Source organism: Arthrobacter sp. KN11-1C (genome assembly GCF_052180225.1).
Lineage (GTDB): Bacteria > Actinomycetota > Actinomycetes > Actinomycetales > Micrococcaceae > Arthrobacter.
Map to the genome: position 1 here is coordinate 2,351,460 of NZ_CP197467.1, position 25,935 is coordinate 2,377,394.

The 25,935-nt window shown below is 64.4% G+C and carries 25 protein-coding genes; 9 read left to right on the top strand and 16 right to left on the bottom strand.

The window, feature by feature from the left end; translation table 11 throughout:
• Nucleotides 1–8 precede the first annotated feature (8 nt).
• The 3 genes from ACSBOX_RS11050 (at nt 9) to ACSBOX_RS11060 (ending at nt 3,406) form a co-directional block, all read left to right on the top strand.
• A complete protein-coding gene (locus tag ACSBOX_RS11050) occupies nt 9–1,280 on the top strand; it encodes a phosphatidylserine decarboxylase family protein (RefSeq protein WP_442542481.1) in 1,272 nt (423 codons plus the stop codon).
• A complete protein-coding gene (locus tag ACSBOX_RS11055) occupies nt 1,277–2,134 on the top strand; it encodes a patatin-like phospholipase family protein (protein WP_442542482.1) in 858 nt (285 codons plus the stop codon). Before ACSBOX_RS11050 ends, ACSBOX_RS11055 begins: the two co-directional genes overlap by 4 nt.
• Nucleotides 2,135–2,218: 84 nt before the next feature.
• Nucleotides 2,219–3,406: a hypothetical protein gene (locus ACSBOX_RS11060; RefSeq protein WP_442542483.1), complete on the top strand. Its 1,188-nt coding sequence runs from the start codon at nt 2,219–2,221 to the stop codon at nt 3,404–3,406.
• Here the strand turns inward: ACSBOX_RS11060 and ACSBOX_RS11065 are convergent.
• From ACSBOX_RS11065 to ACSBOX_RS11075, 3 genes are all read right to left on the bottom strand, one after another.
• Nucleotides 3,403–4,995, bottom strand: coding sequence for a GMC family oxidoreductase (locus ACSBOX_RS11065; RefSeq protein WP_442542484.1), 1,593 nt, complete (start codon nt 4,993–4,995; stop codon nt 3,403–3,405). The genes ACSBOX_RS11060 and ACSBOX_RS11065 overlap by 4 nt on opposite strands.
• The gene (locus ACSBOX_RS11070) at nt 4,992–5,759 is read right to left on the bottom strand and encodes a glucose 1-dehydrogenase (protein WP_442542485.1); all 768 of its coding nucleotides are present in this window, start codon (nt 5,757–5,759) and stop codon (nt 4,992–4,994) included. The genes ACSBOX_RS11065 and ACSBOX_RS11070 overlap by 4 nt, the downstream gene beginning before the upstream one ends.
• 154 nt (nt 5,760–5,913) lie before the next feature.
• Complete coding sequence (locus ACSBOX_RS11075) at nt 5,914–6,420, bottom strand: hypothetical protein (protein ID WP_442542486.1); 507 nt, start codon at nt 6,418–6,420, stop codon at nt 5,914–5,916.
• A gap of 815 nt (nt 6,421–7,235) precedes the next feature.
• Here ACSBOX_RS11075 and ACSBOX_RS11080 point away from each other — a divergent pair.
• Nucleotides 7,236–7,979 carry a hypothetical protein gene (locus ACSBOX_RS11080; protein WP_442542487.1) on the top strand — a complete coding sequence of 248 codons (744 nt, stop codon included), beginning with the start codon at nt 7,236–7,238 and terminating at the stop codon, nt 7,977–7,979.
• 56 nt (nt 7,980–8,035) lie between these two features.
• Here ACSBOX_RS11080 and ACSBOX_RS11085 read toward each other — a convergent pair whose 3' ends face one another.
• From ACSBOX_RS11085 to map, 3 genes are all read right to left on the bottom strand, one after another.
• Entirely contained in the window at nt 8,036–9,046 is a 1,011-nt protein-coding gene (locus tag ACSBOX_RS11085) for a LacI family DNA-binding transcriptional regulator (RefSeq protein ID WP_442542488.1), read from the bottom strand.
• Between the two features lie 42 nt (nt 9,047–9,088).
• The gene (locus ACSBOX_RS11090; protein WP_442542489.1) at nt 9,089–9,730 is read right to left on the bottom strand and encodes a VC0807 family protein; all 642 of its coding nucleotides are present in this window, start codon (nt 9,728–9,730) and stop codon (nt 9,089–9,091) included.
• Between the two features lie 198 nt (nt 9,731–9,928).
• Complete coding sequence (map, locus tag ACSBOX_RS11095) at nt 9,929–10,714, bottom strand: type I methionyl aminopeptidase (protein WP_442542490.1); 786 nt, start codon at nt 10,712–10,714, stop codon at nt 9,929–9,931.
• A gap of 43 nt (nt 10,715–10,757) precedes the next feature.
• On the opposite strand from map, the gene ACSBOX_RS11100 reads away from it, so the two are divergent.
• Entirely contained in the window at nt 10,758–11,060 is a 303-nt protein-coding gene (locus tag ACSBOX_RS11100) for a helix-turn-helix domain-containing protein (protein ID WP_442542491.1), read from the top strand.
• A 15-nt stretch (nt 11,061–11,075) separates the two neighbouring features.
• On the opposite strand, the gene ACSBOX_RS11105 is transcribed toward ACSBOX_RS11100, so the two are convergent.
• The gene (locus ACSBOX_RS11105; protein WP_442542492.1) at nt 11,076–11,957 is read right to left on the bottom strand and encodes a helix-turn-helix transcriptional regulator; all 882 of its coding nucleotides are present in this window, start codon (nt 11,955–11,957) and stop codon (nt 11,076–11,078) included.
• A 102-nt stretch (nt 11,958–12,059) separates the two neighbouring features.
• On the opposite strand from ACSBOX_RS11105, the gene ACSBOX_RS11110 reads away from it, so the two are divergent.
• From ACSBOX_RS11110 to ACSBOX_RS11120, 3 genes are all read left to right on the top strand, one after another.
• Complete coding sequence (locus ACSBOX_RS11110; protein WP_442542493.1) at nt 12,060–13,511, top strand: MFS transporter; 1,452 nt, start codon at nt 12,060–12,062, stop codon at nt 13,509–13,511.
• Between the two features lie 81 nt (nt 13,512–13,592).
• Entirely contained in the window at nt 13,593–14,477 is an 885-nt protein-coding gene (locus ACSBOX_RS11115) for an aldo/keto reductase (protein WP_442546019.1), read from the top strand.
• Between the two features lie 38 nt (nt 14,478–14,515).
• Nucleotides 14,516–15,532 (top strand): aldo/keto reductase, encoded by a 1,017-nt coding sequence (locus ACSBOX_RS11120; RefSeq protein ID WP_442542494.1) that lies wholly within the window; start codon nt 14,516–14,518, stop codon nt 15,530–15,532.
• Here ACSBOX_RS11120 and ACSBOX_RS11125 read toward each other — a convergent pair.
• A complete protein-coding gene (locus tag ACSBOX_RS11125; protein ID WP_442542495.1) occupies nt 15,490–16,530 on the bottom strand; it encodes an NAD(P)/FAD-dependent oxidoreductase in 1,041 nt (346 codons plus the stop codon). The genes ACSBOX_RS11120 and ACSBOX_RS11125 overlap by 43 nt on opposite strands.
• A 123-nt stretch (nt 16,531–16,653) precedes the next feature.
• Between ACSBOX_RS11125 and ACSBOX_RS11130 the strand changes: the two genes are divergently transcribed.
• On the top strand, nt 16,654–17,238 hold the full coding sequence (locus tag ACSBOX_RS11130; protein WP_442542496.1) for a helix-turn-helix domain-containing protein: 585 nt from the start codon (nt 16,654–16,656) through the stop codon (nt 17,236–17,238).
• Nucleotides 17,239–17,250: 12 nt separating this feature from the next.
• Here ACSBOX_RS11130 and ACSBOX_RS11135 read toward each other — a convergent pair whose 3' ends face one another.
• From ACSBOX_RS11135 to ACSBOX_RS11170, 8 genes are all read right to left on the bottom strand, one after another.
• The gene (locus ACSBOX_RS11135; protein WP_442542497.1) at nt 17,251–17,985 is read right to left on the bottom strand and encodes a DUF4386 domain-containing protein; all 735 of its coding nucleotides are present in this window, start codon (nt 17,983–17,985) and stop codon (nt 17,251–17,253) included.
• Nucleotides 17,982–18,299: a hypothetical protein gene (locus ACSBOX_RS11140; RefSeq protein ID WP_442542498.1), complete on the bottom strand. Its 318-nt coding sequence runs from the start codon at nt 18,297–18,299 to the stop codon at nt 17,982–17,984. Before ACSBOX_RS11140 ends, ACSBOX_RS11135 begins: the two co-directional genes overlap by 4 nt.
• Nucleotides 18,300–18,396: 97 nt before the next feature.
• Nucleotides 18,397–21,105: a LuxR C-terminal-related transcriptional regulator gene (locus ACSBOX_RS11145; RefSeq protein WP_442542499.1), complete on the bottom strand. Its 2,709-nt coding sequence runs from the start codon at nt 21,103–21,105 to the stop codon at nt 18,397–18,399.
• A gap of 109 nt (nt 21,106–21,214) precedes the next feature.
• Nucleotides 21,215–22,024 (bottom strand): class I SAM-dependent methyltransferase, encoded by an 810-nt coding sequence (locus tag ACSBOX_RS11150; protein ID WP_442542500.1) that lies wholly within the window; start codon nt 22,022–22,024, stop codon nt 21,215–21,217.
• Between the two features lie 9 nt (nt 22,025–22,033).
• A complete protein-coding gene (locus tag ACSBOX_RS11155) occupies nt 22,034–23,572 on the bottom strand; it encodes a putative bifunctional diguanylate cyclase/phosphodiesterase (RefSeq protein ID WP_442542501.1) in 1,539 nt (512 codons plus the stop codon).
• Between the two features lie 39 nt (nt 23,573–23,611).
• Nucleotides 23,612–24,061, bottom strand: coding sequence for a DUF7793 family protein (locus ACSBOX_RS11160; RefSeq protein WP_442542502.1), 450 nt, complete (start codon nt 24,059–24,061; stop codon nt 23,612–23,614).
• Between the two features lie 81 nt (nt 24,062–24,142).
• Nucleotides 24,143–25,081, bottom strand: a complete 939-nt coding sequence (locus ACSBOX_RS11165) for a 5'-3' exonuclease (RefSeq protein ID WP_442542503.1) — start codon at nt 25,079–25,081, stop codon at nt 24,143–24,145.
• Between the two features lie 79 nt (nt 25,082–25,160).
• Nucleotides 25,161–25,802, bottom strand: coding sequence for a hypothetical protein (locus ACSBOX_RS11170; RefSeq protein ID WP_442542504.1), 642 nt, complete (start codon nt 25,800–25,802; stop codon nt 25,161–25,163).
• Nucleotides 25,803–25,935 lie beyond the last annotated feature (133 nt).

Here is a 25,935-nt window from a genome sequence, read left to right on the forward strand (position 1 = left end):
TCGCCACTATGACTATCAACGCTTCATCCGACCGTGTCCGTCGACCGGGTGGCTGGCTGCCCGAGCGACAGGACGAGCTTGAGGAATGGATTGCCGGCCACCGGGAACGGGCGGAGGCCCGGGGCGACGATGCTCCTCTGCATCCCGTGATCGCGGAGTTCAAGGAGCTTATCTCCGGCGATCCGGTTGTCCGCCTCTACATGACAGAGATGATCGAGCAGGTTCCCAAGTCGAAGCCCTACCGCAAACGGCACCTGACAAGCGTTGACCAGATGCTCCGGCTGATCAACGAGGTCCTGACGACCGCCCCGGAGTTCAGCGAAGGCGGCATGGTCACGACGCCGTTGACGGCGATCCTTGACTGGACCATGGGAACCGAGGCCGGGTTCGCTGCCCATCGCGATCCTCGGATCGTCGCCATGTTCCGCAAGATACTGAATGCCTGGTGCGAGTTCCTGAGCAGCGAGGACTCGCTGTACGTGCTGAACGACTCGGCGTCCGGCTGGATGTCGGAGAGAGCGCGGCAGGTTGTCGGGATGGACGACTATGAACACGATCCCCTCGCCGAGCACTGGGGCTTCACGTCGTGGAATGATTTCTTCACCCGCCGGCTCACCTCCGATTCCAGACCCGTCGCTGCACCCGAAGACGACAAAATCATCGTCAGCGCCTGCGAATCGACCCCCTACAAGATAAGCTCCGACGTTCAACGCCAGAGCCGGTTCTGGGTCAAGAACCAGCCCTACTCACTCGAGGACCTGCTCGCCCGGGATGAATCGGTGGACCACTTTGTCGGCGGAACGGTGTACCAGGCGTTCCTGAGCGCACTGAACTATCACCGGTGGCACGCCCCCGTCGCCGGAACGGTCGTGCGGGCGTACCTCAAGGACGGTACGTACTTCTCCGAAGCGGACTCCGAAGGAGCCGACGCCGTGGAGGCGACTCTCTCGCAGTCATACCTGGCCCATGTCGCGGCACGCGCGATCATCCTGATCCAGGCCGACGACCCCGTCATCGGTCTCATGGCGGTGATCCCCGTGGGCATGGTCGAGGTCTCGTCCTGCGTCATCGATCCCGAGATCGTCCCGGGCCACCATGTGAACAAGGGCGACGAATTGGGGTACTTCCAGTTCGGCGGCTCCACAGAGTGCCTCGTCTTCAGGCCCGGGGTTATCGACCAGTTCGCTCTCACCGCTATCCCCCAGCCGCAGAATCCGGACGCACCTCTCGTGCGGGTCCGGTCGAAACTTGCTACCGCCAGGGATGAGGAGAACGCATGATTTCAACGAAAAGCACCCTGGTACTCGCCGGTGGCGGCGTCGCCGGAATCGCCTGGGAGACCGGCTTCCTCCTCGGCCTCCAGGACTCAGCGCCCGGCATGGTCCAGCGCCTCCTGACGCACTCCACCACTTTGCTTGGAACCTCTGCAGGGTCAACGGTCGCGGCCCAGATCGCGAGCGGAAACAAACTCCAGGAGCTTTTCGACCGGCAGGTCACGGCGGCGACCGCAGAGCTGAACGTTGCCATCGACTTGGCCCGGTTGGGCGGCCTGATGTCGGACGCAACACAAGGCGCGGCGTCGCCTGAGCAAGCACGGCAACGGTTGGGCGCATTCGCCAAGGAAGCGGACACCCCACCAGCGGCCGTGCGGCGCGACGTCATCGAAGGACGTTTGACGACGCACAAGTGGTCGGATTGGCCGCTCCTCATCCCTGCCGTAGATACGGACACCGGCGAGCTCCGGGTCTTCGACAACGCGTCGGGCGTGAACCTGGTGGATGCCGTGGCCGCAAGCTGCGCTGTTCCCGGAGTCTGGCCGCCGGTCGAAATCGAAGGGCACCTCTACATGGATGGCGGCGCGAGGTCGTTGGCCAACGCGGACCTTGCCGCTGGAGCAGAGCAAGTCCTCATCCTCGTTCCCTCGCCGGCGGAGTCAGCCTTCGGCGTCGCAGTTTCAGAGGAACAATTGCGTGCCCTTGATCCTGCCCGCGTCTGCATGATCAATGCCGACGCCGCGTCACTGAAGGCAATCGGCGCCAATCCGCTGGATCCTGGGTCGCGTGCTCCCGCAGCTCACGCCGGCCGGGATCAGGGCCGCCGCCTCGCCGCGGAGCTCGACACCTTCTGGAACTGAATTCTGCTAGCCGTCCCCGGCGATGGAGAGGATAATCCGGACCACGGGCTCGCTGCCCGGGCTGAGCCAGGGACGGAGAAGCGCATGCGCGCAGTCGAGACGAAAGCCAGGCCCGGACGCCCCTCCGCAAAAAGGCGCTTCACAGCCGTGGCCGGGATGGCTGCGGCAGCCACGATCGCAGCCGCGTTCCTGATCATTCAGCCGTGGGCCCGGGTCGACAGCCTGCTGCCATCTCCTCCCGGTCCCGGCAACCTGCTCGCTTCCCAGGCTCCATCGAGTCCGGGTTCGCCGCCGCCGTCGAGCCCTTCCGGTGTCCCGGGCGATCCGATCAGGCTGATCGGATCGACAATCCCGCTTGGCGCAGCGGCACTGTGGCGGGATGTCACGTTTCCAGTGGCGCCGAGCGCGGGACGCTCGATAGCCCAGGCCGGATCGGTCATCGTGGAGGCGGGGTTGCAGGGCAGCACCTTGGTAGTGGCCCACAGCTCCGATTCGGGCGCCAGCTGGACGAACAACCACGTTGAGCTGGCGACGCCGGTGCCGTACGTCGACGTGTCGCTGTCCGGTGATGGCAAGCACTGGATCGTCGGACCGCCACATGAGGGAGGCGCGACGGTGTCGAGCTATACGGCCGCTTACGTCTCGACGTCGGGCGGTGCCCTGCAGCGGGTGTCCCTACCCGGCCAGGCATCGCATGCGGCCTGGGCCGGGTCCGCCCTGCTCGTCAGCGGCGGAGCGATGGACACCCACGTGTGGTCGAGCACCGATAACGGGCATTCCTTCACCGACCTCAGCCCAAGCGTCCAAGGATCGATGCCGCCGCCGGGGTATCAGGGTTCGCCGTCGGTCTCGCTGCTGCAACTGGGCAGCGGGGTGGCAGCCGTCGCTCTTGCACCGAGCGGAGCAGGCAGCACCGCGACCGCCTACGTGACGCACGACGGCGCCACGTTCGCCAAGGGCGCCTCGGCGGACCTGCCGAACATCGCTCCCGGGCCGCTCAATGGCCTCGCCAGCAGCTACGGCGGTAACGCCGTCATCGCGGCCAGCGCCGCGCAGCTGCTCAAGGTCACCGCCGACGCCCGATTCCAGCCAATCGCGACGTCGGGGATCCCCTTAGGGGCGAATACGCTCAGCATCCGGTTCCGGGACTCAGCCAGAGGCCTCGCCGACGCGACCAAGACCACCTGCACTGCCGGGAAGACCGGCTGCACCACGCTCACCACCCGGTATACCACCGCCGACGGCGGGGTTGACTGGACCCCGGCACCTTAGAGGATGCGCTCGGCTATACGGTCGGCGACGCGCAAAGCGTTGGCGATGATGGTCAAAGTCGGATTCACCGCGCCGATGGAGGGCATGAAACTGCCATCAACGACGTAGAGGTTGTCAAGGTCGTAGGCTTTGCAGTCCAGATCCAGGGCTGCAGCCGCGGGGTCGGATCCGAAGCGGACAGTTCCGGCCTGATGGGCGGTGGCTGCGATATCCATGTCCTTGTGGGGGTAGATGCTGCGTGCGAAGGAAGTCGAACGTGCATCGAGTCTGTTCAGAACGGCGTCGAAGGCTTTCCGTAGTCGTTTGACGCCCTCGGTGTTGTTGTCGGGCTGAAGTGCCAGCTGCACGGACCCGTTGGCGCGCAGCGTCACCCGGCTCTCGGGCAAGGGAAGGTCTTCCCCAGCCAACCAGAAGTCGAGCGCATGCGATGCGACGGCCCCGAAGGCTGCGGACGGTCCAAGCCCGAACGGCTTGGGCGCTTCGGCTTTGATCTGCCAGTCGTCCGATTTTCCCAGCATCTGGACATTCCCCATCGGATACTCCCATTCCGCGCTGGAACCGTAGAAGTCGTTCAGGGCCAGTGTTTTCTGGAACACGGTGGGATTGGGGTCTTTGGACACGGCCATCAAACCGACGTTGTTATGCCGCATGTAGTGCCTGCCCACGACGTCGGAGCTGTTCGCCAGCCCGCGGGGGTGCCTCTCGTTGGCTGACTGAAGCAGCAGCACCGATGAAAGGATCGATCCGGCGGAAAGGACCACGATGTCTCCGACGAAGGTTCGGGCGCTTCCGTCCTCCATGGTTGCGTGGACGCCCGTGATGGTGCGGCCGGCCTCATCGGTTGTGAGGCGCTGGACGGTGGCCCGGGTGATCAGGGTCAGGTTCGGGTGCGCGGCCAGTGCCGGGCTCACGGCGGCGGTTTCCGCATCGGACTTGGCGCCCAGGAGGCAAGGGAAGCCGTCAACCCGGTCGCAGCGGATGCACGCGGAACCGACCGCGGCAGTGCCGTCCGGGTTTTGGTCCAGATTGATGCCCAGGGGCAGGTGGAAAGGGTGGAGTCCAAGTCTTTCGAGCCCGTCGGAGAGTTCCTGGATCCGTGGTTCGTGCTTCACTGGCGGGTGCGCGTAGTCACGGCTTGACGGCCCGGCGAAGGGGTCCTCGCCGTGCAGGCCGTGGACCATGAACTGGTGTTCGGCCTGGACATAGTAGGGTTCGAGATCTGCATAGCTGATGGGCCATGCCGGCGAGATGCCGCCGTGGTGGCGGATTTGTCCGAAGTCCGCGGGGGTCAGCCTGAAAAGCGCGGCCCCGTAGACCTTCGAATTGCCGCCTACGTAATAGTGCAACCCCGGATGGAACGGTTTGCCGGTCCGGTCATAGAAGGTTTCGGCTGCTGTGTAGCGGCCCTTGGCGAACACCTCCTGGGAGTCCCAGTTGGCCCGCTCGCGCTTGAGGTAGTCGCCTCGTTCCAGAAGCAGGATCCGCTTGCCGGTCCTGGCCAGCCTGCCGGCAAGTGTGCCGCCTGCGGGTCCGCTACCAATGACGACGACGTCGTACGCGTCACCTGCGTCCGTGGAGTGCGCGTTCACAGGCCGACGCTCCCCTGCATGATGCCGCCATCGACGAAGACGGAAGTCGAGGTCACATAGGCGGACGTGTCGGAGGCAAGGACAACGGCCATGCGGGCGATTTCTTCCGGCTTTGCCATGCGTCCGAGCGGTATGGCCGCATTCAGGGACTTCAGCTTCCCGGCATCTGCCATGGTGGAGGCATTGATGGGAGTTTCCACCGCGCCGGGGCAAAGGTTGAGGACGCGGATGCCGTGCTCGCCAAGTTCAACACCGGCCGTGCGAGTGAGCATCCTCATCCCGCCTTTCGACACGCAATAGGCGGTGTTGCCGGGCATCGGCCAATCCTCGTGGACGGAGGAAATATTCAAGATCACCCCGCCACTGCCTTGGAGGATGAACTGCTTCGCCGCGAGTTGGGTGCCGAAGAACGCGCTCTTGAGGTTGATGTCGAGTACTTTCTGGTACTGCTCCTCCGTGGTTTCCAGCACGGAGGTCCGGGTTTCGATCCCTGCGTTGTTAACGAGTACATCCAAGCTGCCGAAGGCTTCGACTGCCTTTTGCACGAGAGCCTGCAAACCCGAGAGCGAGCTGATGTCCGCTTCGAGTCCGACAGCCTTCCCGCCAGCCTCCTCGACGCGGGCGATCAGGGATGAGGTCTCTTCGGGGTGCGCTACGTAGTCGATGACAATGTTGGCGCCCTCGGCCGCTGCGGCGAGCACGATCGCTTCACCGATTCCACTGTTGCCGCCCGTCACTATGACTGTCTTGTCTTTCAGGAGCATGGCTGTATTCCGTCCTGTCGAGTTCTCCGGCTGATGCCGGGCGCTTGAACCGGATTGATGATGGTCCGGGAGCGTCCGGCGTGGATGTAGGGCTCATGGTACTCAGTCCAGCTGGATGCACATGGGGTGGCAGCCACAACAGTAAAAGATTGGCTCAAGGAGCCCCTCGATGGGCTCTGCTTGGACCTCCGGAAGGCGTGCGATGCAACAAGGCCAACGCCCGCGTAACCGATATGTCCGCCCGGGCGACTATCAGGGCGGTCAGCAAGGCAGCGGCAACGTGCGTGTCCAGCATCAAATCCGGTGAGTGCCCGGACGAAACGAAGGGCACCGCGGTCAACTGCCCAGGCTGCAATCCCGTCACCCCGTGCTGATGCTGGGCAGGTGCCAGGATCGAGAAGTTTCCGGAGAGCCGGTCGAAAGCCAGATGCAGAACCTGCTGGGTCACGCCGCAGAGGACGAGCAACAACCAGTTCGGCAGATATATCCGGGACACCAATGAGGCGCACATGCTCAGCAGAGCCGTCAATGCGATCAGCACCGGGGCTCCGGGAGATACGCCACCTGAGACCAGGTGGGCTACCAGCCCCAGTCCGACCGCCGCCGGCCCGACTTCCCACCCTGGGAATCTTCGACGTCCAGGGGATTTCTGCTCATCCACGCCCGGTCTCTCCCTTCGGTCGTTGGACGGGTTCTGCTCTCCTTCATGGTGCCGCCGTTTGGCACCCGAAGGAAGGCTTTCCGGGGCACTTTCACCCGATTGAGTGCTTCGTGATCCTGATCTCGGCACGGGCGTCCGACGACCCGACGGTTCCCGTGGGGAGAGCGACCTGAGCCGACACAGGCCCAACCACAAAGTGCATCTGTTCTGTGTGTGGGCTCCCGCATGAAAACGAAACACTCACCTTGGAGCTGCTGCTCGAGCCTTGCTGGGAAACTGTCAGCAAAGCCTGCGGTGCGCCTATGCATGCCGCGGTCACCGAGTAATCCCCACTGTCGAGGGCGTTATACCCGACTGCGAACGCAGATGGCGGGCCGGCAAGTCCTCCCGATCCGTCAAGTACCGTTCCAGCGGGCTTGAGCCCCATGACTTGCTGGAGGTCAGCCACTGTCGATGAGGCGCCATTCAGCGCTGCCGGGGTTGTCTCGGATTGTGGCGAGTAGGAACACCCGCTCAGACCGGCTATCAGCAGGACCGCCGTGGCCGTAGCTGCGGCGGACCGCACCGGACGGCCTTCCATGCAACGGTCCCGCCGTATTACGCCTCTCCGGACTTTTGACACCATCATCGTTGCCCCCCACACGCCTATTTGGCTGAATTGAACAAACAGTAGCCCCTAGCCAGTCGCGGCGGAAGCGGCATGCCGTTCGGAGCAAGGGTAGTTCCTCGAGCTAGGATCCGGATCGGCCTTGGCTTGCCAGCAATCGCGTCCAAAGCACGTGGACAAGTTCAGTGCCACGTGCTGACATGTAGTGATGCAGCCTTCGGCGCGCGATAAACGGATCCGGATCTGCGGGGGACTCGTCATCATGGCCTTGGCGGTCCTCTCGCTGTTCATGGTTTTCGCGTCCGGCCGCGAGCATTGGTCTGATATTCCGCTGGATGCCTTGTACGGAATCCAGGCGCTGTTCACACTGGGCGCAGGCATCTATCTCGTCAGCGGCCGGCGCAAGGCAGCTCAAATGGTGATGGCTCCCGGGCGGGCTCGGCGTATTGCGCTGGCCGCTATTGCCGCGGCCGGAACCGCTGCGGTCGCCTGGGGATTCACAGAGGGCGCCAAGGCACTTGTCACAGCGGCGTTGTTGCCGAACATGGTTGGCTTGTGGACTCTGCTGCAGTTCAGGACCGTTGCCGAGCGCTTCCAACACACGGAACAATGGACCACCACGTTGACGCTCGAATTCGCTTTGGAGTCCTTGGCCCGCGTCTTCCGTCAGCCCGGGCTGAGCGTAACGACGGCAGGCCAAGACGTATGGGTCGAGATAAACCGTGAATGGAGGGGAGGAACCTGGTCCCACAAGGACGCCGCTCGATATCTGAAATCGGTGACCGGCCTCCATTTTCGGATTGAAGAGATCGTCGGCGGGACCCGGATCACTGCCAACAGCGGAGACCGGAATGTAGGTGGCATGTACGACGTGCTGAAACTCTCCGAGGAGATGAGCGCCACCGCGGTAGAACTGGCCCGGCAAGCAACCAGCCGCCACTACGAGGGCTGACACCGTCCTGGCATGAACCGGAAACGTACCCGAGCGCCGTGGCTGCCCCGGGGCGCTCAGGCGGGGGCCGACGTGCTTTGGCGCACCACGAGCTCCGGCCCCACCACGGTGGCGCCGATGCTTTCCCCGCCCTCGATCCCGCGCAGCACGAGGTCCATGCAGCGCCGCCCGAGTTCCTCGAAGTCTTGGCGCACCGTGGTCAACGGCGGCGAGAAAAACCCCGATTCCGGCTGGTCATCGAAACCCACCACCGAAACATCCCCGGGCACGCGGACACCGGCTTCGTTGAACGCACGCAGCATGCCCAACGCCATCTGGTCATTGCCCACAAAAAGCGCCGTCGCTGTCCTTTCACCGGCAAGTTTCCTGCCGATCTCATAGCCGCTGCCGGCGCTCCAGTCCCCCACCACCAGCAAGTCGTCCTCAAGGCCGGCCGCCTGCAAGGCCGCACTCCACCCTTCGGCCCGGGCCACGCCGTCGATCCAGTCCTGCGGGCCGGCCACGTGCCCGATCCGGCGATGTCCTTGCTCGACCAGATGCTTGACGGCTAATTCCGCGCCGCGCTTCTGGTCCACCATGGCTCCGCCGACGGAGGCGTCGCCCAGCGATCCCACGGCCACCACGGGAACCCCGGGGTTCATTTCCGCCAACGCCACCAGGGTGTCCGAACGCGGCACGATCACCACGATCCCGTCCACGGACTGGTCCAGGAAATGCCGGACCGCGTCAAGGATCGCCTCGCGGCTGACCGACCTCAAGGCCGCGATGCTGACGAAATACCCGGCATCCCTCGCGGCCTGTTCGACGCCCAGCAAGGTGTTCGCCGGGCCGTATTGCGCCAGCTCGCTCGCCAGGACCCCGATGGTCCGGGAACGGCGGGTCACGAGGCTCCGCGCAGCAGTATTGCGCCGGTAACCCAACTCGGCAATGGCCGCCTCGACACGCTCCCGGGTGCCCTTGCTGACGTTCGGATGGTCATTGATCACCCTGGACACGGTCTGGTGCGAAACCCCGGCCCGTTCCGCCACGTCCTCAAGCCGTGGCAAGCGCCTGCTGGTATGTGTCATGGAGCTATTGTGGTCGATCCGGCGCACAACGACGCAAAGCCGTCAGGACGACCACGCTGCTTGCCGACGTTTCCGGTCCCAGACAGTCCAGGCGATGAGGGCGGCGAAAGCGATCACTGCCAGGGCGGCGGAAAGCCCCACCATGACATCAATGGGCAGCAAATAGACCAGGACGGCCCGCGTGCCGGCTTCGGCAATCAGTCCCGCACCCCAACCGGCGGAGACCTTCAGGTGCCAGCGGTGCGCGGCCGGATTACTGTGGAAATCCCGATCCATTTCCGCTGCGCGCTCCGGTCTCCACGTCTTGGCTGCGTCCAAAGTCAGGGGATGTCCCAGCCCGGCCAGAACCAGGAACGAAATTCCCATGCCACCGGTGATTGCCGAATCCTTGAGCAGCAGAAACCGCGGGTCACCGGTGAGGAAGGACAGAACCAGACCGAGTCCGAAGACGATGACCATCAGCATCGCAAACGGGTTCAGGGAGTGTCGCTTGAAGGCTGTCCACAACAGCCGGCAGCCAGCCGCCGCCGTGGCCGCCAACAGCGCAGCCCAGTCCGTGGCACCGGCCAGGTGCAGGACGTAGTAGACAGCCAGCGGCGCCCCCACGTCCCAGGCGAGGCCGCGCACCAACGTACGCATCATGAATGTCGGACGCAACGGTCCCGAAGCCTGCTCAGCGTTCATTGGCGTGCTCGTTTACGGAGACAGGGCCTTTCCACTGTCCCGATTGGCGTCATCGCCGCAACGGTGACCGCGCCGTAATCGATGATCGCCGGAGCCGCCATTTCAGCTCCTCCTCCGCTCATGACCGAGAGCTTCATGCGCCAACAACGCCATGCTAGGTCCGGGCAAGAAGCCTCGTCAACGGGTCGCAGGCTCGCCTCACTTCGAGTGCGCCTGAGTCGTCATCGTAAGGATTTCAGCCCCGTCGTCGGTGATGGCGATCGTGTGCTCACTGTGGGCTGTCCGGCAGCCTGTCGCACTTCGGAGCGTCCACCCGTCCGCGTCCGTGATGAGTTCGGCGGTGTCCGCCATGACCCACGGCTCGAGTGCCAGCAGCAGCCCGGGACGCAGTTCATATCCGCGTCCGGGCCGTCCGGTGTTCGGAATGTGCGGGTCCTGATGCATCGTCGATCCGATGCCGTGACCCCCGAACTCGGTGTTGATCGGGTACCCCGCCTCGCTCAGGACGGAGCCGATGGCATGGGAGATGTCGCCGATGCGGGCCCCCGGCACGGCGGCGGCTATCCCTGCGCTCAACGCGCGCTCGGTGGCGCCGATCATCGCGACGCTCGCCGGGGGCCGGGAGTCCCCCACGATGAAACTGATGGCAGAGTCAGCGGCGACTCCACCCTTGGAAACGGCGAGGTCGAGGGTCAACAGGTCGCCGTCGGCAAGCGAGTAGTTGCGTGGCAGTCCGTGGAGCACGGCGTCGTTGACACCCGTGCAGATGTAGTGGCCGAACGGTCCACGACCGAAGGATGGCGCGTAGTCGACGTAACAGGACAGCGCACCGGCCTCGACGATCATGGCCTTGGCCCACCGGTCGATGTCCAGCAGGTTCGTGCCGACCGTGGCGCGGCTCTTCAGCGCCTGCAGGATGTCAGCGACCAGCGCGCCTGTCTCTTTTGCGCGGGCCAGTTCGGTGGCGTTCAGAATCTCAATCATCCAATAACTATACCGGTCATATTATCCCGGTATAATCGGAGCCATGGTTAGATTGCCGCTCACATTCGAAGAGGTAGAGCGCGGACAGCGCCTCGGTGCCCTGTTGCGTGGCGCCAGGGGCCAGCGCTCGATTCTCGATATCGCCCTCGATGCGCATGTCTCACCGGAAACCCTCCGGAAGATCGAGACGGGCCGCGTAGCGACCCCTGCCTTCCCGACCATCGCTGCGATCGCCGAGGTCCTGGGGCTCTCCCTCGATGGGGTGTGGGCCGAGATCAACCAGCCCCAACGTGGCGTCGAAGCGACCCTCCCTAATCACAAGACGCGTGAGCGCTTAGCCTCGTAAATCCCGCAGCTGCGTTCACTTCTTCTCTTTGACCGCTACTTGTGCGGTGTCGCGCTGGGTGGCGGCCCAGCTGGCGAGGACTTTCAGCGCATCCTCGGAGGGTGTCCCGGGGTCTGCCGTATAGACGTTGATCCGCAGTCCCGGATCGGCAGGGAGTTCCAATGCTTCAAAGCTCAAATCCAAGTCGCCCACGATGGGGTGGTGAAGGTGTTTGCGGCCGGCGCGGTGGTATTTCACGTCGTGGCGGGCCCACCGGGTGCGGAACTCCTCGCTGCGGGTGGATAGTTCACCGATCAGGTCCGTGAGGTCCTTGTCGTACGGGTTTTTTCCTGCGGTGGAGCGAAGGACGGCCACGATGTCGTCCGCTGCGCGTTCCCAGTCGGCGAAGAACTCCCGCGCTTTGGGGTTCAGGAAAGTGAAGCGTGCGCTGTTCGGCGGAGTGGCCACCTCCGCCATCATGTCCAGGTACAGGGCGCGGCCCAGCTCGTTGGCGGCGAGGACGTCCCCGCGGTCGTTGCGGACCCAAGCCGGAGCGGCCGTGATCGCGTCGATGACGCGTTGCACGCTCGGCCGCACTGTCTGCGGGCTGTGCTTGCGCCGCACCCTGGGAGAGGCAGTGGCAGCGCGTGCCAAGTCAAAAAGGTGGGCCGTTTCGGCGTCGTCGAGCTTCAGTGCGCGTCCGACGGCTTCGAGGACACTATCCGAGGCGCCGGAGAGGTTTCCCCGCTCCAGACGGATGTAGTAATCGATGCTCATGCCGGCAAGCATCGCGACTTCCTCGCGGCGCAGCCCGGCGACGCGCCGGTTGCCGCCGTAGACGGGGAGCCCCGCCTCATCCGGCGTAATCCTTGCCCGGCGGGAGGTCAGGAACTTCCGCACATCGTCGCTGTGTGTCATGGCATCCACGCTACGCCAGGACAATGGGAGGAGGGAGGCACTGGCGTTACCCGGAACGGCCGTGACTCCCGGCCCGTCCGGAATCAAGGTTGCATTGAAGACATGAAACCTGAACCCGCAACGGCTTCCCGCCCTGAAGCGATCCTGGCGATCATCCTCGTCAGCTACTTCATGATCCTGCTGGACAACTCGGTCATCTTCACCGCCCTGCCGAGTCTGCAGGCAGATCTGCAGCTGAGCACCGGTGAGCTCTCCTGGGTCCAGGACGCCTACACGCTGGTCTTCGGCGGCCTGCTCCTCCTGGGCGCCCGGGCGGGAGACCTACTCGGCCGCCGGCGGGTCTTCGTGTTCGGGCTGGTGGTGTTCTCAATCGCGTCGCTGCTGATCGGACTGGCACCCGCGGGTTGGTGGGCGATCGCCGGCCGCGCCGTGCAGGGTATCGGGGCGGCGATCGTTGCGCCCGCCTCACTCTCCCTACTCACCGCCAGCTTCCCGGAGGGCCGTGAGCGCACCCGGGCCGTGGCCTTGTACGGCGCCACCGCAGGGATCGGCGCCAGCCTCGGCCTGGTCATTGGCGGGGCGCTCGCCCACTGGATCTCCTGGCGGGCCGGGTTCTTCGTCAACGTGCCCATCGGCGCCGCGATGATCGCACTCGCACCGCGTTTCCTCCCGGAAACCGGACGGGCCCGGGGTCGTTTCGACGTGCTCGGGGCGCTCAGCGCCACGCTCGGCGTCGGCGCCCTCGTGTTTGCGATCATCAACACCGCCGACGCCGGATGGGACTCGCCTGTCACCATCACCGCGGTCAGCGCCGGCGTCGTGCTTCTCATCGCGTGCGTGCTGATCGAGCGCCGGGCGGCCCAGCCGATCATGCCGTTGCGGCTGTTCGCGAGCCGCCGCCGGACCGGCGCCTATGTCGCCCGCTTCCTGTACCTGGGCGCGATGATCGCATTCTTCTTTTTCACCACCCAGTTCCTGCAGGAGGTCCTTGGCTTCGATCCCCTGCAGGCCGGCATGGGCTTCCTGCCCATGACCGCGGTCAACTTCGCCGTCGCAATGAGCATCCCGCGGCTCCTGGGCAGGATGACGGGTTCGATTCCGCTCGTGGCCGGCGTGCTGGTCACCCTTGCCGGGATGTTCTGGCTCAGCCGTGTCGGTGTCGACTCCGGCTATCTGACAGGGGTGGCCTTGCCGATGGTCCTCATCGGCGCGGGTCAGGGTCTCGCGTTTGCGCCGCTGACCTCGTTCGGCATCATCGGCGCCCCGGCGGCCGACGCGGGCGCAGCCTCAGGCGTGGTGAACACCTTCCACCAGGTGGGCACCTGCCTTGGACTTGGCATCGCGGTCGCGGCGGCAGCGACCGTCCCGACGACGGGATCCGCCGTCGTGCACCTGGCCGCCCAGGTCAGCGTCGCCCTCACGACCGGCAGTGTCCTGCTGCTCCTGGCCCTGGCCGTCACCGCTGCACTCGTCCTGCCTGCCGACCTGGCCGCCCTCCGCTCCGGGACACCCCAGGAGTCCGCGCCTGCGCCGCAGCTTCAAGGCGCCCGCTGATCCTCGCAACCACAACTTCAAGGGGGTACTGACGTGCACTCCCACAACCCCGCACATCTGCATACCGTGAAAGGCATGGACATGGAATTTACACTCAACAACGGCGTCACAATGCCAGCCCTGGGCCTTGGCGTCTTCCAAAGCGCCCCAGAGCAAACAACGGCGGCCGTTGAGGCCGCACTGGCCACCGGTTACCGGCACATCGACACTGCCGCCGCGTACGGCAATGAGCGGGAGGTCGGCGAGGGCGTCCGCCGCTCGGGCCTGGATCGGGCGGAGGTGTTCATCGAGACCAAGGTCTGGGTCAGCGACTACGGCTACGACCAGACGCTCCACGCCTGGGACAAAGCGACCGGCAAACTCGGTGTCGACTATCTGGACCTGCTCATCATTCACCAGCCTGCCCCTGACCGGTTCGAAAAAACCATCGCAGCGTACAAGGCGCTGGAGACCCTGCTCGCCGACAGGCGGGTGCGGGCGATCGGCGTCAGCAACTTCATGCCACACCACCTGAAGCAACTGCTGGATTCCACCGACGTCGTCCCGGCCGTGAACCAGATCGAACTTCACCCCTACTTCACCCAGCCGGACGTCCAGGCCGCCGACGCCGGACACCACATCCTCACGCAGGCCTGGTCACCGATCGGTGGGATCACGTTCTACCCAGGATGGGGCGACCAGGAGCGGCGGAACGTCATGGAAGACCCCGCGATCGCAGCCATCGCAGGGGCGCACGGGAAAAGTCCGGCCCAGGTCATGATTCGATGGCACCTGCAGCAGGGCCGTTCAGCCATCCCGAAATCGACGAACCCGGCGCGCATCGCCGAGAACTTCGACGTGTTCGACTTCGAGCTCAGTGCAGGCGAACTCACCGCAATTGACTCGCTGGACACCGGCAACCGCAATGGTCCAGACCCGGACGAAGCCCGCGAGGAGCGTTTCGCCATGGTCATCCCCGAAGCCTAAGACAGCCCGAAGATTTAGACAGAGAGAAAGGAACCACCATGGAGTACCGTTCCCTCGGCCGCACCGGCGTGCAGCTCAGCCCCTTATGCCTCGGCGCGATGATGTTCGGCCCGTGGGGCAACGACGACCGCGCCGATGCCATCCGCATCATCCACCATGCCCTTGACGCCGGTATCAACTTCATCGACACCGCAGACGTCTACTCGGGCGGGGCATCCGAAGAAATCGTCGGACAAGCACTGGCAGGACGGCGGGACGAGGTGTTCCTCGCCACCAAGTTCTTCATGCCCATGAGCGAAGACCCCAACCAGCGTGGCGGATCCCGTCGCTGGATCATCCGCGAAGTCGAAAATTCCCTCCGGCGCCTGAACACCGACTACCTCGACCTCTACCAGGTCCACCGGCCCAGCCCCGACACCGACGTCGAAGAAACGCTCGGCGCGCTCACCGACCTCGTCCGCCAAGGCAAAGTGCGGTACATCGGCTCCTCGTCGTACTCCGGATCCCAGATTGTTGAAGCCCAGTGGGCGTCGCGGGAACGGAACCTGGAGCGGTTCGTCACGGAACAGCCGCCCTATTCGATCCTGGTCCGCGGCATCGAAGAAGACATCCTCCCGACAGTCCAGCGCCACGGCATGGGCACCCTCACCTACAGCCCGCTCAGCGGGGGCTGGCTCTCCGGGCGCTGGCGCAAAGACTCTGCGTCCGCACCGACCTCCGCAGCCCGTCCGGGCGCCCGGTTCGACATGGGCAGCCCTGCCAACCAGCGCAAGCTCGACATCGTCGAAGAGTTGGCCCAGCTCGCCGAACAGGCTGGCCTGACGCTCATCGAATTGGCCATCGCGTTCGTGATCAACCACCCCGGCGTCACGGCCGCCATCGTGGGGCCGCGCACTATGGAACAGCTCGAGTCCTACCTGCCGGCCGCGGACATCACGCTGAGCACCGACGTACTCGACCGCATCGACCAGCTGGTAGCGCCAGGAGTCACAGTCAACCCGGACGACAACAGCTACGGTGCCCACGAACTCACGCCGCTGGCACGACGACGGTGATCAACCTCTCGCTGCACGATCGTGGAAACGGCGGCTTCCGAGGCCGCGGAGAAGGGACCGAACCGCCCCTCAACAGCCCACCGGGTTTCTTCTTCGATCAGATCGGCGTTGATCCTGGCGCCGGCCATGACGCCCTCGGCCGCCGCGGTGATGACTTGGGCCATCACATTGGAGACGTTGCCCGCTGCATAGACTCCCTGGACGGCCGTCGCACCCGTGGCATCAGCCTCGATAAACCGTCCGGCCCCTGTGGGATGCGCTTGGGCACTGAGCCCGAGTGATTCCAGGAGCGCGGATCTGGCTTCCATCCTTGTGGCGACAGCCAGGGCTTGGATGTCGAACGAGGAGCCCTGGAGGAGCGTGAGACCCGTGAGGACGCCGTCGGCAGTGTCAACAGAGGCCACGGCGCCGTCGACGACCGTCACGGACCGGGCGCCGAGCTTGTCCCATTCCTCGTCAGTGGGTTCCACCGTGTCATTGAGGAAAAGGGTGATGTCCGGGGACCACTGCCTGAACAGCAATGCCTGATGGACGGACATCGGACCGGTGCCCAGCACCCCAATCCTTGTCCCGCGGATTTCCCAACCATGGCAGTAGGGGCAGTGCACAACGCCCTTTCCCCATTGCTCACGCAGTCCGTCGAGGGGAGGCAGGCCGTCGGTCAAACCGGTGGTGACGAGGAGGCGCCTGCCGGAGAACCGGCGGGCGCCTCCGAGCATCACTTCGAACCCGTCGATGGTGCGCCGTGCCGAAACGGCTTCGCCGTCAATGACGGTTCCCCCGTAGGAGACCACTTCACTGCGTCCGATGGACAGCAACTCCGACGGGCTCATGCCGTCCCGCGACAGATAACCGTGCACGCCCGCTGCGGGCGCGTTGCGGGGTGCTCCGGAATCGATGACCAGCACCGAGCGCAACGCGCGGCCCAGCGTCGTCGCGGCGCTGAGTCCCGCAGCGCCGCCCCCGATGATCACAACGTCATACCGCGCGGTGTCCATACTGATGTCCCCTTCGTTTGTCCTGAAAGTCCGCCGTCAGCGTTCTGCAGCGGTTACAAACCAGCTTTGACCTCACGAGAGGAAACTGGCAAACGACTTTGCTGTTGTGGCAAACTGCAGAGTATGGCACATGAGCTTGATGATGTTCTTGGAGCTGTCGGGCCCCGGCTTCGGGCACTCCGTACGGAACGGGATCTCACCCTCGGAGAAGTGTCCACCGCCTCCGGAGTATCGGTCAGCACCCTGTCCCGGCTGGAATCCGGCCAACGCAGGCCGAACCTCGACATCCTGCTGCCCCTGGCACGGTTGTACGGTGTTCCCCTTGATGATCTGGTCGGCGCCCCTCCCACCGGGGATCCGAGAATTCACCTGAGGCCCATCACCCATGGCGGCATGACGGCTGTTCCGCTCACGCGCCGCCCGGGTGGTTTGCAGGCCTTCAAGATGGTGCTCGCTGGTGATGCCCGCGGCTCCGAGCCCGATCCGCGTGTGCACGAAGGCTACGAATGGCTTTACATCCTCAACGGACGGCTGCGGCTGGTGCTGGGCGACAAAGACTTCGAACTCCGCGCTGGCGAAGCCGCGGAATTCGACACCCGCACACCCCATTGGTTCGCCAGCGCCGACGGAAAACCCGTCGAATTCATCAGCTTGTTCGGGCAGCAGGGCGAGCGGATGCATGTACGCGCCCGCCCCAAGTCGTCATAGCCCGCATAGCCCTCAAGCGGTGCGCACTTGCCCGGTGGTGATGGGCGAGGGCTTGAAGCCCTTGACCGTCATCCAGATGCCCAGCGACAACTCCCAAACGAAGATTGGCAAGGTTGCGAGTCCCGACCACAGCGAGATCCCTTGGTTGATGCCGAACATCGTTGAGATCGTCGACGAAAGGAGCAGCGGTCCGCCGATCAGCCCAAGGAGGGGAATGATCCGCGGCACCAGCCCTGAACGGTACATCAAGTACCCGAGCAGCAGCCCACTCACGCCCGGAACCAGGCTCGGTCCGAGAATGAACGTCCAGCCACGGACTGCAACGAGCGCTTGGCCCACGGGAACCAAGGCAGGGTCCGCGCCGCCGTTTTGGCGCAAAGTGACAACAGCCAGGAGACTGACGACGCCGATCACGATGACCGCAGCTTCAAACATCCGGGCGGTGACGAAGCCCAGCGCGATGCCCTCATTCTGTCGTTTGACCACAGGAAACAGCGCGACGGCGGTGCCCACCGCCGAAAGTGCGTTGACGAGATCGAGAAAGCAACCGAAGATGACGGTCGAGTCGGCACCCGGGCCCGTGATGTAGTGCGGATCATTCAGGACGGGGGAAATCAGGAAAAGCGCCGGGATCGAACTGACGAAGGTCACGAGGTACAGGATGCCTGCGACCATCGCGGTCTTCCGCAGCGGGTCCATCCGGACGTGGCCAGGTGTTGGGGTCTGGGTTTGGATGATGGTTTTCATGGTGTGGTCCTCTTTGGGGATGAAGATGCGGGTGTTCGACGCCGGGAGGTCAGTGTTCGACGCCGGCGGGCCGGTTGCGTGGTTCCGGTTTGGGTGATTGCCAGGAGCGGTAGCCCCAAGTCGCGGAGCTTTTGCAGCATTCCGTGGAGCGCGGCTTGGTCCACGGTCCGCGTGCGGATGACGGTGGTTCCGTCGTGTTCGTTGATGAGGCTCAGTCCTTCGAACCAAGCGGCCCAGCGGGAATCAAGATGGCCTTTGACGCGGACTTCGTACTCGACCGGCGTGTCTTCCCTGCCTACCGATCTCACGTTCATCGCCCCTCCTTCTGCCTTCTGCCTTAGGGGATTTCAGCCGCCTTTGCGGATGACTTCCTTTAGCTTTGAAGGTAGAAGGAGATGTGGTGAGCGGGGATCACCACATCCTGTGATTGATGTGGTGATCTTTTCGCGACAACAGATCCAGTTCCTCGGCCCGACGGACGGCAGAGCGGCGGTTATTCGCACCGAGCTTGGCGTAGATGTTCTTGGTGTGGGTCCGCAGAGTGTTGAGGGAAACGAGCAACTCGCGCGCGATCTCCGGGCCGCCCAGCTCCGAGGAAAGAAGCCGAAGCACTTGCAGCTCGCGTTCACTCAGCGGCTCGACTAAGCGTTGCTGTGCCGGGGTGCTGCGCATTTCGGTCCCGAACAACTCCAAGAGCCGGCCTACGTTGTCTGGGGCACTCCCCTGCTTCGCGAGCGATTCCAGCAAGTTGGCCATCGCTTCACCCTCATCGACGAACACTGAAACGTAGCCCTCTGGCTCGGCGAGCGCTACCGCGCGTTCCAGCGCTTCCAGCGCCCCGCCGTCGTCCACTGCTTTTTGGTGTGCAAGTGCCGTGAGAACCAGAAGTTCGACGACGGTCCCCGTCCTGCCGCCTTCTTCCGCGGCCCGAAGGAGGCGTTCAAGCAGGGCGATCGCACGCCCGACAGGGTTCTCCGACGGCACCGGACCGTCCTGGACGAGGAGTGCCCTGGCCAAGGTGATGTGCTCGAACTCGTGCAGGTACGAAAGGTCATCTTCGGCAGAAATGCCGCGCTCGCGCGCCCAGCGGAGAGCGTCGGACGTCTTTCGGTGCGAGATCCACGTGCGCGCCCGCACGGCCGCGACCGGATGCACCTCGGGAAAGAAGTCGCCGACGTAGAGGCGCTCTGCATCGTCGAGTTGCTCGAGCGCGCCGTCCATGTCTCCTTCCTCTTGGAGGACCCGGGCCATCGCGACCCGCGAGCGATACGCGTTTTGTGGCAGCGCGGCATCCTCGCCGAGCTTCTGGCTGGTCAGGAGGTGCTGCCTCGCGGATTCACGTTGGCCACGTTCAAGAAGGAGCATGCTCATTCCGACGTGCATGTCGGCGGTTCCCCGTAGTCGTTGCTCAGGGTGCCGGCGCGCGACCTCCAGACCCCGCTCATAGATGGCCATCGCGTCGCGGAGGCGGCCTTGGGTGATCCGGATGTCGGCCAAGGCGATGGAGCAGCCGAGCATGTCCGAGTGATGCCCGGCCCTTTCAAGGTTGGAATAGGAATCGGACCACAGGCGGTGCGCTAGCTCCAGTTCGCCGTTCGTCCAGTGACCGATCGCCAAGAGCCCGGATGCGGCTCCGCGCTCGAGATGGTCGTCTTTCCGGACAAGGCCGAGCGCGGTAGCCGCGTGCGTCATTGCCCCGGCGGTGTCCCCGGTTGCAAGCGCCTGCGCGGCACGGTAGATCGCGATCGAACTGGTGCGGTTGCCGCCGTCGCCGCCTTCCGCGGTCGTACCTACCCACTGTTCTGCCTCCTCAAGGCGGGCGTCGACGCCGGTGAGCTCGCCACTTGCGAGGAGCGCCCCGGCGTAAGCAACGCCCAGCCCGGGCCGTGCGTGTATTAGTTCGCCAGGGAGCGCTTCCAGCCAGCGGCTCAGCGTGGCTTCCTGGCGGTCCCTGCGCATGGCAGGGATCGCGAGTTCGATCAGGTCCGCGGCCCGCGCGAAGTCCTTGGCGGCCATTGCGTGGCGGACAGCTTCCGGAGTGTCGCCGTCTTGTTCGTGCCAGAGGCTGGCGCGCTCGTGCAGTTCGTGAATACGGCCCGGCTGCTCGTCCAAGAGACGCGCCCGTAGCACGTCCGCGAAGAGGTGGTGATAGCGGTACCACCAGCGGCGGTCGTCGAGCGGAACCACAAACAGGTTCCCTCGATCGAGCGACTCGAGCATTGCTCTTCCGGTGTTTTGGCCGGTCACGGCGTCGCAGAGTTCACCGTTGAGCCGGTTCAGGATGGAAGTCTGCAGCAGGAAGTTCCGGACGTCGTCGGGCTGGCGCTGGAGTACCTCTTCCGCGAGGTAATCGACGATGTACCGGTCATCACCTGCGAAGCCCGCGATGAAGCCGGCAACGTCGTCCCTTCCCTGCATCGAGAGCGCCGCCAACTGGAGCGCGGCGATCCAGCCCTCGGCCCGCTCTTCGAGGGCGGCGATATCCTGCGCCGTAAGGCCCAGTCCCATGACGCCGTTGAAGTAGGCGGCAGCTTCCTCCGGGGTGAAGCGGAGATCGGCGGCACGGACCTCAAGGAGCCTGCCTCGAGCCCTGATCCGCGGGAGCGGCAAAGCTGGATCGGCACGGCTCGCGATGACCAGTTGAAGCTGTGCAGGCAGGTTATCGACGAGAAAGGCCATGCCCTCCTGCACGTCCTGATTCTCAATGACGTGGTAGTCGTCGAGCACCAGGATAAATCTGTTCGGGGCGGCCTGTAACTCGTTGATCAGGGTGGCTAGGAAGGCTTCAGTACTCGATTGCGGAGATCGGAGTGTTCCGAGTGCTGTAGCGCCGAGACCGTCCGATGCTTTGTCCAGCGCTGCTACAAGGTACGTCCAGAACAGCGTGGGATCGTTGTCCCGCTGATCGAGCGAGAGCCAGGCGAGCGATCGGCCGTCGGCGGGTGCTTGTGCCAACCACCCGGTCAGCGCCGTCGTTTTCCCGAAGCCGGCGGGAGCTGAGACAAGGATCAGGGTTTGCTCGCCGGCCTGGCTCAAACGGTCGCTGAGCCTGGGACGCGTCACGAGCGCGCGTCGTTGCCCGGGGACGTGAAGTTTGGTCTCGAGCAATGGACCTGCCATCACGGATCTCCCTCGACAGCCCGGCACTTTGCCTCGGCCCGGGTGATCCCAGTGTATAGCCGGGGGAGGTTGGGCCCGCATCTTGGGGAACTTGCCTATCGGCGGTAAATCACTGCTCTGTTCCCGAATCTTCCGCCCCCGACAGGAGTGCGTAATATCCCGGAACCCACTGCGGAAGACCGCTGGCGTTCATCGGGACCACTTCGATCTTGACCGGGCCGTCCGCAATCAATCGCCAGTCCGAGTCCGAAAAGACGCGGTGCCGTTCCTCGGAACCGAAATGCCCGGGCCGTGGAAGGTTTTCCAAGGCGCGCCGTAGCTGCACGGGCATGCTTTGCCGGGTGGCGCCGAGTTCGGTCAGGTAACCGAGGCTGTTTCCACGGAAGTTGGTTTCAGCCAGCAACAACCGGCCCCTGTTCCCGATGACGGTCCGCAGGTTGGCAGCCATGGCAGCCTGCTTGCCGGGTTTCAGAACGTGGAAGACCCCGCGGACAAAGACGTTGGCGGGCCCCAAGCGCTGCAGCAGGAGCTCTCCGGCCCCTGCCCCCGCCGCATCCAGAACCATGAAATCGGCGTTTTGGACGCCTTCAGCTTCCTTGCTGGCCATCTCGATCGCCCCCTTGGATACGTCGATTCCGAGGACCCGGGGAAACAGGCCGGCAAGCCAGCGGGTGTGTGTGCCGTTGCCACACCCGACGTCAACCACCGGAAGGGCCGGATCAAAATGAGCCACAATCGCGTCGGAGTACTGACCATGCTCGGCCGTGGAACCGGAGTCCCAAAGCACGTCCCCGGAACGCCCGGTAGTGCGGATTCCGCGCCAGTATCCTTCCCACGCTGTGTCCGGATTTCTGGGTGCCCGGGACGCAAGGCGAACTACGGTGGGGACAAGCAACATCTGGTCCCAAAGCTTCGACATGCGCTAACTCTACAGACGCCGCGCGGGCAGGCGGAGCTGATCCGGTATGTCGGCGGCCGGTGCCGGATATCCATAGAAGTACCCTTGCCCGTAGAGGCAACCCATGGCCCCCAGCTGCGCCGCCTGCTCGGCGGTTTCGATGCCTTCCACGGTGGCGTTGAGACCCGCAGCGAAAATCAGCTGCAGAATCGCAGAAACGAACTTTTGCTGCCGAGGATCCGACTCCATGCCCTTGATGAGGGACTGATCGACCTTCACTGTGTCCGCCGGAAGCGACCTGAGGTAGCTGATGGACGAATAGCCCGTGCCGAAGTCGTCAATTTGCAGCCCCACACCCAGCTCCCGGAGTCCGCTGAGGACCTGTTCTTGTCCGGTCTCACGGGCCATCAGCACGGTCTCGGTGATCTCCAAGACCAAACGCCGAGGCTCCACGCCGTACCTTGCCAGCGTGTCCCTGATGTCGTCCAGGAGGTCTGTCCGAAGCAGTTCGGCGGCAGAAAGATTGATGTGCAGGCAATAGTCTGCCAGGTCCGGATCTGTTTGGCTCCAGCGCATCATTTGGGCAACACCTTCATGCAGCACCCACCGTCCCAACTCAAAGATCAAGCCGGTTTCTTCTGCGATGCCAATGAAGCTGCCCGGCATGATGGTTCCGCGGACAGGGTGGTGCCACCGGACGAGGGCTTCGACGCCGATGACGCGGCCGGAGGCCAATTCGACCACCGGTTGATACAGCAGCGCCAGCTCCCCTCCGGCAACAGCGGTGCGTAGTTCGGCGGTAATACGCGACCGTTCCTGAACGGCGTCGAGCATGTCCGGGTGGAAGAGCTGGACATTGTTGCGGCCCCGCGCCTTGGCCTGATACATCGCAATATCGGCGTCGCGCATCAGTGCCTCAGCCCGGTACCCCGGCGCACCGATGCAAACACCGATGCTTGCCATCGCCCACACCGTTTCCAGCCCGATAGACATGCTGTCCTGCAGATAATCCGATGCGCGGCGCGCAATTCGAAGAATCTCCTGTTCGGTGGCCGCCGTAATAAGGATGGCGAACTCATCCCCGCCCAGGCGGGCCACCGTGTCCGTGGCCCTGACGGCGGAGCGGAGTCGCTTTGCAACCTCCACCAGCACGGCGTCACCGGCGCTGTGGCCCAGGATGTCATTGATGGCCTTGAAGGAATCCAGATCAAGCAGCAACACGGCCGGAGCTTTTCCGTCGTCCGCGCTGGACAGGATCGCCTCTTGGATCCGCTCGGTAAGCAGCGTCCTGTTTGCAAGGCCGGTGAGAGCATCCGTCTTGGCCATCTGTTCCAGCTCGACCTGCGTTCGCCGCAACATGGCCGTGCGGGCGGCCACCCGCTGTTCGAGATCCGCATGGATGTGGCCTAGTTCCTCCGCGAGCAGATTGACGCCCGTGATGACAGCATCGATATCGTCACGATGCGACGACGGTTCAATGCGTGCGTCCAAGTCACCCGCGGCCAATCGGACAACGCCGTCTACCAATAACTGCAGACGCGGGTCCTCAACGCTCTTTTTCGGGCTCATATGATCCCGGCGGGCAGAAGCCGGAAGCACATCCGCGGCTCACGCACCGGCATTAAGCCAGTCCATGGCCTCGCTGCGCGACGTGAAGAAACGGGTCGGGCAAGGCGGGACGTGCACTCCGAGGAAGAAGTTCGCCAGGACCCGGTCTACAGGCGACGTGCCTAACAGAGCTATGCGAGACGCGCCGCAGGGAATAGACCACACGCCCCTCGCCTCTCGGCTGACGGAAGCTACTTTTGCCATGTCTACAAGCATTGGATACTGCTCCTGCTGGCATAGCTCGTTGACTTTGGCCATGGCCGCCCGGGCATCGTCAACCTGAATGTCGACCCCCTGCGCCCAGCGCAGGTGGAGAAGTCCGTCGCCCCTCAAGACGACACTGGCCTTTTCACCGTCCGCTGTTTCCGGTACCACGATCACGTCCTCCCGCGGGCAACCGCCGAGCTCTTCGGCAACTCCCCAAAAAATACCCCAGGTTCCCAACTTCACTTGAAACGACGCCGGGCCGAGCAATCACCAACCCCGCCAGCGTAGCTTTCCCGCGCGTTTGTCCTCAAGCCCTTCTCCCGCTCACTGGCAGAGTTCGAGAGCGTCGAGCAATCGCTTCACCGAGCCCCCGAGGTTCCAGTCCGTAGTCAGGCGCTCAAGTTCACGGCGCGAGTCGCCGACGACCGGGCGCAGCCGCGCTCCCGCCTCGTCGAGGGTGGGCAGTGCGAGGTCGCGCACGACGTTCACAACAACGGGCGCGACCGCCAGATAGTCGGCGGACGCGGCGAGTTTGGACCTCACGGGCGCCCCCAATCCGCTGCCGGGATCCGCCGCTGCCGCGAGCAACGCGTCGAGCGTGCCGTATGCGGCGAGCAACGACGCCGCCGTCTTTTCGCCGATCCCGGCCACGCCAGGCAGCCCATCGGAGGCGTCGCCGCGCAGCGTCGCGAAATCGGCGTACTGCCCGGGCAGCACGCGATACTTGCCGACGACGACGGCGTCGGTCACGATTTCGAGGTTCTTCATGCCTCTCGCTGTGTAGATGACGCGCACCTCGCGGGCGTCGTCGACCACTTGGAACAGATCGCGGTCTCCCGTGACGACGTCGACAGGAAGCTCCGCGTGGCTCGCATAGGTGCCAATAACGTCGTCGGCTTCATGTCCCGCGGCCCCGACGACGGCGATGCCCGCGAGCCCGAGCACCCGCCGGATCATCGGAACCTGCAGCTGCAGCGCGTCCGGCACCACTTCGACGTCGGGAGCGCCTTCTACCGCCTCCGCGACACGATGCGTCTTGTACGTCGGGATGAGGTCCACCCGCCACTGCGGACGCCAGTCATCGTCCCAGCACGCCACCAGATGGGTCGCCCCATAGTCGGTGGCAAGCCTCGCGATCATGTCCAGCAGGCCGCGAACGGCATTCACCGGCGTACCGTCGGCGCGGCGGATCGAATCGGGAACGCCGAAGAAGGCCCGAAAGTACAGCGAGGCCGTATCGAGGAGCATGAGGCGGTGAGACATAACCGATCCTTGCATCAACCAACCCGATCCGGTGATCCGCCCCGCCGCCTGCCCCCGAAACGTGTTACTTGCCTGAAGCTCAGGCCTTGGCTTCAGTATTCCTGGCGCGGCGGCGAATCACGGCTGCGGATGCTGCGGTGGCGGCCAGTGTGCCTGCGCCGACCAGCGACCACAGGACGAGGTTGGACTCGGCAACGTTGTTGGCGTCGCCGATTGCGGTGCCGGCGGCGGTGACGCTGGAAACAGCAGCCAGACCGGAGTTGCCCTTGCCGTTGCCGCCGCCACGATTGCCACCGCCGTGGTTCCCGCCGCCGTCGTTGTTGCTTCCGCCGTTCCCGGAATTCACCACCACAGCCGCCCAGCGCGTGTTGCCGGAGCTGGCGCCGACGGCGCTGATCATGTAGTTGCCGCCGTCCGTGAAGGTAATGGTGGTGGAGAAAGCGCCGGTGCCGTCGGCTTTCACGCTGAAGTTGGGCGGAGCGGGCCGCCCTCCGTCCGAAGCCTTCTTGCCGCCGGTCCGTTGGAATGTGACGTTGATGGTCTCGCCGGCGATGTAGCCGCTTCCTGAGAACGTAATGGATTCGCCGCGAGCTACGGTGCCGTCGGAAACGGTTCCGTACTCATTGCCCGGAGCCGGGTAGGTGGTGGCTGCCACGGCCGGAGCGGTGCCAGCCAGTGCGATGGTTCCTGCGAGTGCAAGCGCTGCAATAGACCTTTTCATTTTGTCCCCCCTGAGACGAAATACGGAATTCGCGTGATGGTAAGGGAAGGTAAATCCCCACATAAATGCGTGCTGAAATCCCAAATGTCTAGCCAGCGCTGACGCTATCACCCACGTTGTTCTCAGGAAAGCG